Annotated in this window: 12 protein-coding genes; 4 read left to right on the top strand and 8 right to left on the bottom strand. The window is 71.7% G+C overall.

Features of this window, described 5'->3' with window-relative positions; genetic code table 11:
• Positions 1-4: 4 nt before the first annotated feature.
• The 5 genes from AWQ70_RS06825 to AWQ70_RS06805 are packed head-to-tail and all read right to left on the bottom strand — an operon-like array spanning position 5 to position 5275.
• The gene (locus tag AWQ70_RS06825; RefSeq protein WP_084516603.1) at positions 5-1045 is read right to left on the bottom strand and encodes an ADP-ribosylglycohydrolase family protein; all 1041 of its coding nucleotides are present in this window, start codon (positions 1043-1045) and stop codon (positions 5-7) included.
• Positions 1042-2346 carry an ABC transporter substrate-binding protein gene (locus AWQ70_RS06820; RefSeq protein WP_067171866.1) on the bottom strand — a complete coding sequence of 435 codons (1305 nt, stop codon included), beginning with the start codon at positions 2344-2346 and terminating at the stop codon, positions 1042-1044. The genes AWQ70_RS06825 and AWQ70_RS06820 overlap by 4 nt, the downstream gene beginning before the upstream one ends.
• Before the next feature lie 46 nt (positions 2347-2392).
• Positions 2393-3211 (bottom strand): carbohydrate ABC transporter permease, encoded by an 819-nt coding sequence (locus AWQ70_RS06815; RefSeq protein ID WP_157529926.1) that lies wholly within the window; start codon positions 3209-3211, stop codon positions 2393-2395.
• 16 nt (positions 3212-3227) lie between these two features.
• Positions 3228-4133, bottom strand: coding sequence for a carbohydrate ABC transporter permease (locus AWQ70_RS06810; RefSeq protein WP_067171862.1), 906 nt, complete (start codon positions 4131-4133; stop codon positions 3228-3230).
• Entirely contained in the window at positions 4130-5275 is a 1146-nt protein-coding gene (locus AWQ70_RS06805; protein WP_084516602.1) for a LacI family DNA-binding transcriptional regulator, read from the bottom strand. The genes AWQ70_RS06810 and AWQ70_RS06805 overlap by 4 nt, the downstream gene beginning before the upstream one ends.
• 199 nt (positions 5276-5474) lie before the next feature.
• On the opposite strand from AWQ70_RS06805, the gene AWQ70_RS06800 reads away from it, so the two are divergent.
• Positions 5475-6323 carry a sirohydrochlorin chelatase gene (locus AWQ70_RS06800; RefSeq protein WP_084516601.1) on the top strand — a complete coding sequence of 283 codons (849 nt, stop codon included), beginning with the start codon at positions 5475-5477 and terminating at the stop codon, positions 6321-6323.
• A gap of 124 nt (positions 6324-6447) precedes the next feature.
• Here the strand turns inward: AWQ70_RS06800 and AWQ70_RS06795 are convergent, their stop codons facing one another.
• Both AWQ70_RS06795 and AWQ70_RS06790 read right to left on the bottom strand, forming a co-directional pair.
• A complete protein-coding gene (locus AWQ70_RS06795) occupies positions 6448-7389 on the bottom strand; it encodes a hypothetical protein (protein WP_067171860.1) in 942 nt (313 codons plus the stop codon).
• Positions 7386-7934 carry an RNA polymerase sigma factor gene (locus AWQ70_RS06790; protein ID WP_067171858.1) on the bottom strand — a complete coding sequence of 183 codons (549 nt, stop codon included), beginning with the start codon at positions 7932-7934 and terminating at the stop codon, positions 7386-7388. The genes AWQ70_RS06795 and AWQ70_RS06790 overlap by 4 nt, the downstream gene beginning before the upstream one ends.
• A gap of 171 nt (positions 7935-8105) precedes the next feature.
• Between AWQ70_RS06790 and AWQ70_RS06785 the strand changes: the two genes are divergently transcribed.
• Together AWQ70_RS06785 and AWQ70_RS06780 are read left to right on the top strand one after the other, a co-directional pair.
• Positions 8106-8615, top strand: coding sequence for an NUDIX domain-containing protein (locus AWQ70_RS06785; protein ID WP_067171856.1), 510 nt, complete (start codon positions 8106-8108; stop codon positions 8613-8615).
• A gap of 147 nt (positions 8616-8762) precedes the next feature.
• Entirely contained in the window at positions 8763-9581 is an 819-nt protein-coding gene (locus AWQ70_RS06780) for an SAM-dependent methyltransferase (protein ID WP_067171854.1), read from the top strand.
• Between the two features lie 193 nt (positions 9582-9774).
• Here AWQ70_RS06780 and AWQ70_RS06775 read toward each other — a convergent pair whose 3' ends face one another.
• The gene (locus AWQ70_RS06775; RefSeq protein WP_067171852.1) at positions 9775-10140 is read right to left on the bottom strand and encodes a DUF2203 domain-containing protein; all 366 of its coding nucleotides are present in this window, start codon (positions 10138-10140) and stop codon (positions 9775-9777) included.
• Positions 10141-11607: 1467 nt separating this feature from the next.
• On the opposite strand from AWQ70_RS06775, the gene AWQ70_RS39780 reads away from it, so the two are divergent.
• Positions 11608-11999 (top strand): DUF222 domain-containing protein (locus AWQ70_RS39780; protein ID WP_218004443.1); only part of this gene is annotated, 392 nt, incomplete at its 3' end.

Here is an 11999-nt window from a genome sequence, read left to right as displayed (position 1 = left end):
GGGGTCATCCGCCGGCGGGGCCGTCCGCCTGGCGGTCCGTCAGAGCGCCGGCGAGCCGGTCGGCGGCGTCCAGGACGTGCCGGCCCGCCATCGCGGGCAGGCAGCGGCCGGTGACCGGCGCGATCCGGCGGGCCCAGCGTGTGGGCACGCCCGCCTCTCCGGCGCCCGCGCCGGCCAGCGCGCCCGCGATCGCGGCCGTCGTGTCGGCGTCCCGGCCCAGGTTGGCCGCGGTGACCACGGCCGCCTCGACCTCTCCGCCGCCCCTGATATAGGCGGAGAAGGCGAGTGCGACCGCCTCCGGGGCCAGATCCGTCCACGGGTAGTGCTTCAGCACGACGGAGTCGTGGAGGGCGCGGGCGAACTCCTCCCGCGAGGTCCGCTCCCTCCCGTCACGGGCGATCTCGACCGCCTTCCCGGCGGCGCGCGCGGTCCAGGAGTCCGCGGGGATCGCCCGCAGGCCCGCCTCGACCACCTCGTCCGGTCCGGCGCCGGTCATCGCGACCGCCACCGCCGCCGCGACCGCCCGGCCGCCCAGGACGCCCTCGCCGTCGTGGCTGACCCGCCCGTCGATCTCGGCCAGCCGCGCCGCCTCGCCGGGGTCGCCCGCCGCGAAGATCCCGTACGGCGCCGCCCGCATGGCGAGGCCGTCGGACCAGCCGTGCGGGTGCCACCGGCCGCTCAGCGGCGGCCCGAGCCCGCGGCGCAGCGCCCGCACGGTGCCGAGCTCGGAGAACCCGGCGCCGCGCATCGGCCCGTCGATCCGGTCCACGATCTCGGCGTGCCACGCCTCGGCGACGTCCCGCGACGTCAGCGCGTGGCCGTGCCGGAGGAGGAGGGACGCGGCGAACAGGCTGTACTCGGTGTCGTCCGTCCCGCCGCCCTCGATCTCCTCGAGCACGCCCCACCGCGCGGCGATGGCCTCGGGCGTCATGTTCTCCGCGGGCGCGCCGAGGGCGTCGCCGGCCGCGAGGCCGAGCAGGCAGCCCCGGGCGCGGTCGCGCGGCGGGCGGACGGGCACGAGGGAAGGCGTGGGGGGCACGGTCACCGTCCGTACCGCTCCAGCACCTTGTCGCCCTCCTCGACGAGCCGCTTCGCCGCCTCGTCAAGGCTGATCTTGTCGGCGAAGTACTCCTGGAGCGTCGGCGTGGCCACCTTGCTCTTCCACTCGTCGTAGCCGTCCACCTTGAGGTACGGCGCGACCACGAGGTCCTTGGCCGACGCGGTGGCGACGTCCCAGAAGTTCTCCTTGGCGGTCATGGCGGGGTCGGCCGCCGCCGAGGTGCTCGTCGGGAGCAGCCAGTCGCCCTTGGCGAGCTTGGCCTGGTTCGGACCGTTCAGGAAGAACGCGATGAACTTGACGGCCTCCTGCGGGTGCTTGCTGTCGGCCGCCACGGACAGGGTCTGCGACGTCGCGCCCTGCTGCGCGGTGACGCCCTTCAGCGGCGGCAGCGTGACCCACTCGAACCCGTCGGGCGCCTGCTCGGCCACCTGCTGGCGCAGGTAGACGCCCGCGGGCACCATCGCGTACTTGCCGGCGAAGAAGCCGGGCAGCGGGTCGGCGGTGCCCATGCCGAGCGCCGACGGGTCGGCCGACTTGTCCTTGTAGAGCTGGTCGTGGATGCGGCTCAGCACCTCGCGCTCCTCGGCGCCGACCTTGACCCTGGTCTTGCCGCCCTCGGTCGTGAAGAAGGTGCCGCCGAAGTTGAGCCCGAGGCTGAGCACCTTGTTGACCGGCGACTTCATCGGCCAGGCCACGCCGTACGCGCCGCCCTTGGTCATCTTCTTGGCGGCCTCGGCGAACTCGTCCCACGTCCACGGGGCGTCGGACGTCGGGACCCGGACGCCGGACGCGTCGAGGAGCTTCTTGTTGGCGTAGAGGACCTGCGACTCCTGCAGGAAAGGCACGCCGTACACGCCCTGGCCGCCCTTGCCGTCGCCGAAGGTGACGGTGTCCCACGCGGTCTGCGGGATGTCGCTCTTGAGCTCGGACGGCAGCGAGCCCGACAGGTCGAGCAGGAAGCCGCGCGAGGCGAAGCCGGACAGCGCGGGCGAGTCGTCGTGGATCACGTCCGGCGGGTCGCCCGCCTCGAACGAGGTGACGAGCTGGTCGTTGACGTTGTCCCAGCTCCCCTGGACGTACTCGACCTGGATCTTGGGATTGGCCTTGTTCCACTCGTCGACGAGCTGCTTGTTGGCGGCGATCGACTCCTTCTGCCAGGCCAGGCTGAGGAACCGCAGCTTGACCGGGCCGTCGGAGGCGGCGCCGTCGCCGTCGCCTCCCCCGTTCGAACATCCGGCCGCCAGAACGACGGCCGCCACCGCGAGCGCGGCACTCCAACGCCTCATGTGACTCTCCTATCGAAAAGCTCGGGGACGGGATCCGGGGGCGGCGTCACCCCTTGACCGCGCCCGCCATCAGTCCGGATCTGAGCCGCCGCTGGATGACCGCGAAGAACGCCAGGCTCGGGATCGTCGCCAGCAGCGAGGCCGCGGCGAGCGGGCCCAGCCGTACGACGCCCTCCGGGCCGGTGAACTTGACCAGCGTCAGCGGCAGCGTGGCCACCTCGGGGTCCTTGAGGACCACGAGCGCGAACAGGAACTCGTTCCAGGACGAGATGAAGGCGAACAGCAGGGTCGCCACGACGCCCGGGACGAGCAGCGGCGCGACGACGGCCGCGAGCGCCCGCAGCCGTCCCGCCCCGTCCACGGCCGCCGCCTCCTCCAGCTCGCGGGGCACGGCCCGCACGTAGCCCTGGAGCATCCACAGCGCGAACGGCAGCGTGAAGGTGACGTGCACGAGCGCGAGCCCGGGGAGGGTGTTCACCAGGTCGAGCCCGCGCAGCACCATGAACAGCGGGATGATGATCAGGATGACCGGGAAGACCTGGCTGACCAGCACCCACCCGATCGCGACCTTGTTCAGCGCGCCGCGGTACCGCGCCAGCGCGTACGCCGCAGGAAGGGCCACGAGCACGGTGATCACGGCGCTCGCCAGGGCGACCGCCAGGCTGCGCGTCGCGCTTCCCACGAGGTCCTGCTCGCCGAAGGCGTCGGCGAAGTTCGCCAGGGTCGGGTCGCGCGGGATCCAGGTCGGGTCCAGGCTCGCCATCTCCTGCGGCGTCTTCAGCGCGGTCGACAGCAGCCACGCGAGCGGGAACGCCAGGAAGACGACGTAGCCCAGCAGGGCGAGGTACTTCAGGGCGGTGCGCACCGTCCGGCCTCCCATCTCAGTCGACCTCCCTCATCTGGCGCCACAGGTACAGGCCGAGCACGGCGAGGACGACGATCGTGATCGCCACGCCGAGGGTCGCCGCGTACCCGAAGAAGCCGTAACGGAACGCCTCCTCGTACGCGAACAACATCGGCAGCCGGGTCCGGCCGCCCGGCCCGCCCTGCGTCAGGACGTAGACCAGGCTGAACTGGTTGATGTTCCAGACGAAGTCGAGCGAGGTGATCGCGACGATCACCGGCCGGAGCTGCGGCAGCGTGACGCTCCGGAAGCGCCGCCACACGCCCGCGCCGTCCACTCCCGCGGCCTCGTGCAGCTCCTTGGGCACGTTCTGCAGCCCGGCGAGCAGGACGACGGTCGTCTGCGGCATGCCCATCCAGACGCCGACCACGATCACGGCCGGGAGCGCCACGGAGAAGTCGTTGAGCCAGTCCACGTCGGTGCCGAGGACGGCGTTGAGAATGCCCGCGTCCGGGTGGTAGACCAGCCGCCACATCAGGCCGATGACGACGGGCGGCATCGCCCACGGCACCAGCGCGAGCACGCGGGCGAACCCGCGCAGTCGCAGGTCCTGGTTGAGCAGCAATGCGAGCCCGAGCGACGCGAGGAACTGCAGCACGGTCACCGAGACCGCCCACACCATGCCGATCCGGAACGACTCCCAGAAGTCGCCGTCCGCGAGCAGGTCGCCGAAGTTGGCCAGGCCGACGAACGACGTCTCGGTGTTCCGCCCCGACCTCGCGTCGGTGAACGCGAGCAGGATGCCGTACACGAGCGGGCCGACGCTGAGCACCAGCACGGGCACGAGGGCGGGGAGCAGCAGCAGGAACGTCTCCCGGGCCCGCGACCGGCCCTGGGCGGGCCGCCGCCGGGTCCCGGCGGCGCGTGGGGCGGTGAGCGTCATCGGAGCCCCTCCCCCGCGTCCCCGGCGACCTCTCCGGCCGGTGCCTCCGCGGCTTGTACGGCTTCCTCGGTTCGCTGGGCTCTTCCGGTTCGCGGGGCACGTCCGGTCCGCAGGGCCTCGTCGCGCTCCTCGGCCTCGCGCACGCCGACGGTCGAGGCGCGTACGGCGAGGCGCGGCTCGACGGTGACGACCCGCGGCTCGCGCTCGCCGTTCTCCAGGCGGTCGAGCAGCAGCTCGGCGGCGGCGCGGCCGCGGCGGGCCGAGCCGAGCGACACGCTGGTCAGCGACGGCCAGGCGACGGCGGCCAGGTCGGTGTCGTCCATGCCGACGACGGCGACGTCCTCGGGGACCCGCCGCCCCGCCCGGCGCAGCACGTCGAGCGCGCCGAGCGCGATCAGGTCGTTGGCGCACATGAGCGCGTCCACGTCGCCCGCGCGGTCCAGGAGCGCCTGTACGGCCCTCGCCCCGTCCTCCCGATAGAAGTCACCGACCTCGACGAGATCCTCGTCGTACGGCAGACCGAGGGCCTCGAGCGCCTCACGGTAGGCGGCGGCCCGAGCGGCGCCGGGGACGGTGTCGGCCGGGCCGTTGACGAACGCGACGCGGCGGCGGCCGAGGCCGTACAGGTGGTCGAGGGCGAGCCGGACGCCGGTGCGCGAGTCGGCCCGGACGTTGTCGACGCCGGCGCCCTCGGGCACCGAGCCGATGACGACGACGGGGGCGCGGGCGGCGGCGAGGGCGCGCAGGTGCCCCTCGGTGACCCGGAGGGGGCTCATGATCAGGCCGTCGACGTACCGCTCGCCGAGCCCGCGCAGCACGTCCAGCTCGTCGGCGACGTCGGCGTCGGTCGAGTGCAGCAGGAGGCGGTAGCCCGCGGCGCGGAGCACCGGCTGGATCTCGCGCACCATCGCGAGATAGACCGGGTTGCCGATGTCGGCCATCGCGAACGCGACCTGATTGGTGCGCCGGCTCTTCAGCGAGCGGGCCACGGAGTTGGGGACGTACCCGAGTTCCTCGGCGGCGCGCAGCACGCGGCGGACCGTCTCCTCGCGGGTCGGCAGACCGTTCAGGACCCGGGAGACCGAGGCGATCGACACCCCGGCGTGCCGGGCGATCGTGTTGATCGTGGGGCCTTCGGCCACAAGTCACCTCGTCAACGGTGGTGTAAACGTTTACGAAAGCACTGGCTCTGTAAACGTTTACGGATGGGATGTGGCAATGAAACACGCCCGCCGGGAAGAGCGTCAAGTCACGATCGCGTAAACCGATCAGGCTAAAGATCGGCATCAAGCGGTGGGTTGGTTCACTCATTCGGCCTGATTCGCCCTAGAATCCGCCGATGTGAACGAAGGTCACGACGACCCGCCGAAGCTTCCCATCCGGGAGCGGTCATTCCGGCCCGGATCCGGCCGCCACCGGCGTCCGCTGCCGGCGAACCTGCCGCCGGACGCGCCCGCCTTGGTGCTGGCCGTTCCCGGCATGGCGGGGGACGTCGCGGCCGAGATCGCCTCGATCATCCGGCTCGACAACCCCCAGGTGGACCTCCGCCTCGTCTCGCTCAGCGACGGCGGCGCCGACCTGGCGAAGGAGTTCGTCTCCGCCGCCGCCGACCGGCCGGCCGCCGAGACCGCCGCGGTTGTCGTGCCGCTGGTGACCGGGCCGCACCCGCGTGTCATGCGCGCGGTGCGCGACGCGGTCACCCAGAGCGAGACCCCGGTGGCGATCACCGACCCGCTCGGCCCGCACCCGCTGCTCGCCGAGGCGCTGCACATGCGGCTCTCCGAGGCCGGTCTGGCCAGGGTCGACCGCATGCGGCTGTTCAACGTGACCTCGCCGGTGGACGGCATCATCGTGGCGACCACCGGCGGCGACGAGGGCGCGCGCGGGGCGGACGCCACAGCGGTGCTCCTGGCCGCCCGGCTCACCCTGCCGGTCGTCCCCGCCGCACTCGACGGCGTGCCGAACGTCGCCGACGCCGCCGAGCGGCTGCGCAAGATCGGCGCCAACCGGCTGGCCCTCGTCCCGTTCGTCATCGGGCCCGAGGCGGACCACGAGCGCGCCACCGCCGCGGCCGAGGCCATCGGCGCGGGCTGCGCCGCTCCCCTCGGCGCCCACGAGGCCGTGGCCCGCCTGGTCGGCATGCGCTACGGCTCCGTCCTCGGCTCGTACGAGGAGTCCGACGAGGACTGAGGCCCTGCCGGGGCCTCGGTCGGAATCGGGCGGTCCGGCCCGCGCTCGGTGCCCTCTCCACGGCTCACGCCCGCTCCCCCGTCGATGCTCCGGGGAGCGGGCGCGGTAAGGCCGGAGAAGCGCGTCAGTCCGTCCGGTCGTACCAATGAGGCTCGGCCTCGTAGGCCGCCATGGGATCGGGCGCCGGGCCCGCTTCCGGACCGGGGACGACATAGAGATCGACGGTGTCGGAGCTGGAGTGGCGGGAGCCCTCGACGACCCAGCCGTCCTCGATCCGGTCGGCGGTGACCCGCTGGTCGAAGAAGCTCCCGTCCGGTCGCCCCGGTCCCGAAAGCGTCCAGTGCAGGCGATAGCCGACCTTCAGCCCCCGCCGGCGCAGCTCGTCCCGTACCTCCGCGACCGTCCTGCCGTGGCTGCGGTAGCCGTCCAGCGCCTCCGCCGACGAGGGGTCCACGACGTCGTCGGCGTACGGCTCGCCCGGCGCGGCGGCGCGGCCGATCCCGAACACCACCCTCCCGGAGTAATCGGCGGGCAGCCACACCTTGGCGCAGAACGCACTCGCGCACGGCTCCACGTCCTGCACGCCGATGCTCCCCGGCCCACGGAACCCGTCGGGCACGACCGGCCCGATCAGCCTGCCCACCTCGTCGGGCGGCACCGGGATCGTCTTCACCGTGACATTCAGCCCCACCGCCCGGAACGCCTCCTCGAAGCGGCCCGGGTCGGCCGCCGGATCGGTGACGGTGACGCTGAAGTAGTCCGTCGCCCTCTCGACGGAGACCGCCGCGTTGGCGTAGCGGGTGGCCGGTCCGCCGGGCAGGCCGACGCCGATCGCGACGGCGACGCCCAGCCCGACGGCGACCGCGCCGAGCGCGAGCGCCCGCCGCGTCCCGCCCCACTCGGGGAGGGGCCCCCGAAAACGGCCGCGCTGGGGAGCCCGGAGACGCCGCGCCGCCGGCGCGCGCTCCTCGGACACGATCGACTCCATCAGCGCCCGGGCCGGGGCGGTGGACACCTGTCCGGCCAGGTCCTCGTCACGCAGCCGGGCGAGGTTCGCGAGGTTCACAACGAGCTCCCTTCGAGCATGGCGGCGTGGGGGTGGTCGACTCCTGCGGTGGCGAGGGCCCGCGCGAACCTCCTGCGCGCCCGATAGAGCCGGATCCGTACGGCGTTGCGGGAGATGCCGAGCGTGGCGGCGAGCTGCCGGGTGTCCAGCCGCTCCCAGGCCACCAGGGACAGCAGTTCCCTGTCGCCGTCCGGGAGCGTGCGGAACACCCTGCCGACCGTGGAGAAGTCCTCCTCGGGCGAACGCGTGTGCGCCAGGACGGGCAGGGACGCGAGGTGCTCGCGCAACGCCTCCGTCCGGCGTTCCCTGCGCAGCTCGCCCCGCCGCTGGTTGGCGAGAACCCGTCGGGCCACGCCGTACAGCCAGAGCCTCGCCTCGTCGCCCTCCGGCAGTTCATCGATGCGCCGCCAGGCGACGGTGAACGTCTCGGCAACCACATCGGCGGCGTCCTCGGGGTCCCGGCAGCGGCGCAGGACGTACCCGAGTATCGGTTCGTAGGCGCGTTCGTAGATTTCCACGAACCGGCCGTGGGGATCGGCTCCCATCCGGCCTCCTCACTTGATCGTCGGTCACTGCGTCCATGTCCGCGCGCCTGGCGTCATTTCACGGTCGCGCCCCACCCGGCCGTCCGGAGGATCGGCGGACTCCGGATGAGCGCCCGGGAGGGGGCGGCGGCGTGCTGGATGGCCGGGGTGCCCGCGCATAGGGTCGGCGGGGTGAGCGTTCACGATCACGAGCCCGATCCCGCGTACATCGCCGGCCTGGCGCGGGTGCGAGCGGCGGCCGGTGCGCTGATCCGCGACGACAGCGGGAGGGTCATGCTCGTCCGTCCCACGTACAAGACGACCTGGGACATCCCGGGCGGCGCTCTGGAGGCTGACGAGTCGCCGCGCGCGGCGTGCGTCCGCGAGCTTCGGGAGGAGCTGTCCATCTCGCCCGAGATCGGGCCCCTGCTGTGCGTGGACTGGGTCCCGCCGCTGCCGCCGTGGGACGGGGGCTTGATGTTCGTCTTCGACGGCGGTGTCCTGCCCGCGTCCGATCTGGCGGCCGTGCGGCTCCCTCCGGACGAGCTGGAACGGTTCGCGTTCGTGGCCGCCGGCGATCTCGACGAACTGGTGCTTCCGGACATGGCCCGGCGGATCCGGGCCTGCCTGCGCACTCTGGGACGCGGCGCCGTCTATCTGGAGGGCGGCATCGGCCAGGCCGGCTCCGATCAGGACCACTGACACAGGATCCGGTCAGGACCACTGACACAGGAAGCGCCACAAAGCCGGAAATTCACGAAATACACACTGATTCACGAAAAGTCGATCTTGTGGGGGTATGTGGGGCTACGCTTGCCGTGTCCGTCCCGAGCGCAGGAGCAGTGAGCAGTGACCGACGGTTCCTCCACATCCGGACCGGCGTGGCCCTCCCGGATCGACACCGGTGCCGCGCACTCCGCTCGCGTCTGGAACTACCTGCTGGGCGGCAAGGACAATTACGCGGTCGATCGCCAGACCGGTGACATGATCCTTCGGATGTTCCCGGACATCGCCCGCATCGCGCGGGTGCAGCGTTCCTTCCTCGCCCGCGCCGTACGCCACCTGGCCGGGGAGGCGGGTGTCCGCCAGTTCCTCGACATCGGCACCGGCCTGCCGACGGCCGACAACACGCATCAGGTCGCGCAGCGGATCGCCCCCGAGTCGCGGGTGGTCTACGTCGACAACGACCCGCTCGTACTGGTGCACGCCCAAGCCCTGCTCAGCAGCGTCCCGGCGGGCGCGACCGACTACGTCGAGGCCGACGTGCGCGATCCGGACACGATCCTGGAGGCGGCGGCCAGGACGCTCGACTTCACCCGGCCGATCGGGCTCATGATGCTCGGGATCATGGGGCAGCTCCCCGACGACGACGATCCCCGGGCGATCCTCCGGCGACTGCTCGCGGCTCTGCCGTCCGGGAGCTATCTGGCCCTCAGCGACGGCGCCGACACCAGCGCGACGCTCAACGAGGCCATCCGGATCTACAACCGCAACTCGGCCGGTTCCTACCATCTGCGCAGCCCGGAGCGGATCGCCGGCTTCTTCGCGGGGCTGGAGCTGGTGGAGCCGGGTGTGGTCACGACGTCAATGTGGCGGCCGGACATCCCCGCTCTCGGCCCCTCCCCCACCGAGGTGGACGCGATCTGCGGCGTCGGTCGCAAACCCTGAACCGCCCGGCCGCTCGTCAGGTACCTGTCCACAGGGCCAGGCAACTCGGTCAGATCCATACGCCCACCAAGCGGCTCCACCGGACGCGCACACTCACACGACCCAGCCAAACCGAGAACAGAGGCCCACACGGCCAGGCAACGCCGTCAGATACGCATGCTCACACCGGCAAAGCCACATCAGGTACATACGCTCAATGGGGCAGGGGACGCCGTCCGGCGAAGCCGAGCTCGGTGCGGTGATACCAGGCGAGGTCCGTCTCGCCCTCGACCCAGCACAGCCGGACCGAGACGCCGTCGAGCACCCCTGGGAAGTCGACGAGGACGGGCGCCGCGCCCTTGAGTTCGATGCCCTGATCGCCGAACCACGTCAGGATCTCCCCGATCCGCGCCTCCAGCCCCTTCCGCTCCGGGATACCGCCGAGAGACGAGCTTCCGGTGCTCGCCAGGTCGTAGGCGAGTTCGGCGAGGTCCGCCCGTAGCGCCACCAGGTCGGCGACCTTGTCACGGACGTCGGGCATGAGCGACCTGGCCTCATCAAGGCTGAAGATCCGGTCCATCCTCGAACGCTAGCGCCTGCGGCGACGGCGGCGCGCGGGAACCACTGCCACGGCCACCTCCGATTCCCTTGGGCACCGGCATGCCCTTCACCACCGCGGGGACCCGCTCGTCTACCCGCCCGCCCACGCTCCCCCCGGCCAGCGCTTCCCTCCTGTCAGGCCCTTCCTCTCGGCGGGCGCTTCCCCTTTGCGGGCATTTCCCGCAGCCAGCACGTCCCTCCTGTCAGGCCCTTCTCCTGGACGGGCATCCCCCTTGGCGAGCGCTTCCCCTCGGCGGGCCCTTCCCCTCGGCGAGCGCTTCCCCTTTGCGGGCATTTCCCGCAGCCAGCACGTCCCTCCTGTCAGGCCCTTCTCCTGGACGGGCATCCCCCTTGGCGGGCACTTCCCTCGCCCGCGCGCGTCCGCCCTCCGGGGCTGTCTGGCGCTGCCAATCGCACCGGCGGCGGGACGTCCCGGCACCTGGGAGGGGCCCTCGCTCGACCCGAGATGTCGCCCTCACGCGGCCCCACAAGGCGGCCTCCCGAGGACAAGCCGGTATCGCTCGTCAGCCGCCGGAGCATCCGACAGAAACCGGCTGCAACAAGGAGGCCGATCAGGTGACCTCGGCTGTCGGCTCTCGTTCTCTAGAGCGGGCGACAGAGCTGGGACGGCGTGCAGTGAAGGCCTGCGGATCGAATACGAGCGACCAATTTGGCCGATATTTCACGAAATACAATACCGATATTCTCCTCGAAATTCTTTACGAATTCAACTTGATTGGCGCTGGCACCTCTGGCATTATTCATACAGGTGTTCTAATCAAGATCGGGGGTGGATATGGCTCGGCTCTTCGGGGCCGCCGGCTTCTTTTCGGAGAAGTCGCGCGACGATGACGAGTCCCACCCCTGCGACACCGACTGGTGGGCCCGCGTCACCACCTCCGGCACCCCGCAAGCAGCGGAGACCCCCCAGACGCGCGCCGCATTCACCTTCGATGACTTCCTCCCTCAGGGAGACAAAAGCGGTCACCTGGAGTCAAATGACGCGATTTCCTCAATTGCGAGACTCACCCGCTCCCGGCGAGATGGAAACGGCTATCCCGGGCTCCATGGGGCGATTCCCTCAAATACGACTCAACCGCGTCCCACTTCGACCGCTTCCGCTCACGGCGTTGCGGCTTCACACCCGACTGCTTCGAAATCGGCCCCAGGTACGGAGGCAGGCCCGGCAGTCGCCGGCTGTGACAGTCCCGTAGCCGGTGATGCTTCCACCGGCCCTGACGCTTCCGTGGGCGGTGACGAGTCCGCCGCCGGAGGTGGTGCTTCCCCCAACCGTGGCGCTTCCATGGGCGGTGACGCTTTCGCTGGTGGTGACGCTCCCGCCGGCCCTGATGCTCCCGTCCGTGAGGGCTATTCCGCCGACCGGGAGGCGTCCACTGCCGGTGGTGGTGCTTCCTCGGGTGCGGATGCTGGTGGGGTGTCGTGGCCGTTGGTCGCTCAGGTGCGGCAGGCCGCCTCCGCGCTTGCGGTAGCCGTGATGCCGGAGGAGGCGGGGGTGTGTCTGGCCGAGGCGGAGGACCTGCTGTACGCGCGGGATCGGCTGACCTCGGCGATCGCGGCACGGGTGGGCCGGGTGCACGCGGCCGGGGAGGCCAAGGGACACGGTCACGCCTCGACCCGATCCTGGCTGCGTTCGGCGGCGGGGATGAGTGTGCCGGGTGCGGGGCGGGTACTGGCGCTTGCGGTGGAGCTGGCCCGGCTGCCTACGGTGCGGGCGCGGTTCGCGCGGGGGAGTCTGGCCGAGGGGTATGTGACGGCGATCTGTGCGGCCACGGCCCGGTTGGATGATGCGCAGGCGGCGTTGGCCGAGCCGATCCTGGT

This window comes from Microtetraspora niveoalba (assembly GCF_001570405.1).
Lineage (GTDB): Bacteria > Actinomycetota > Actinomycetes > Streptosporangiales > Streptosporangiaceae > Microtetraspora > Microtetraspora niveoalba.
The sequence above is the reverse complement of the archived record's forward strand: the minus strand, read 5'-3'. Positions and strand labels throughout refer to the sequence as shown.

What these genes read in the sequence shown, in the direction of transcription:
- AWQ70_RS06790 (WP_067171858.1), bottom strand. Translation starts at nt 7,934, where the DNA reads ATGGGAGCCGATCCCCACGGCCGGTTCGTGGAAATCTACGAACGCGCC.
- AWQ70_RS06820 (WP_067171866.1), bottom strand. Translation starts at nt 2,346, where the DNA reads ATGAGGCGTTGGAGTGCCGCGCTCGCGGTGGCGGCCGTCGTTCTGGCG.
- AWQ70_RS06810 (WP_067171862.1), bottom strand. Translation starts at nt 4,133, where the DNA reads ATGACGCTCACCGCCCCACGCGCCGCCGGGACCCGGCGGCGGCCCGCC.
- AWQ70_RS06775 (WP_067171852.1), bottom strand. Translation starts at nt 10,140, where the DNA reads ATGGACCGGATCTTCAGCCTTGATGAGGCCAGGTCGCTCATGCCCGAC.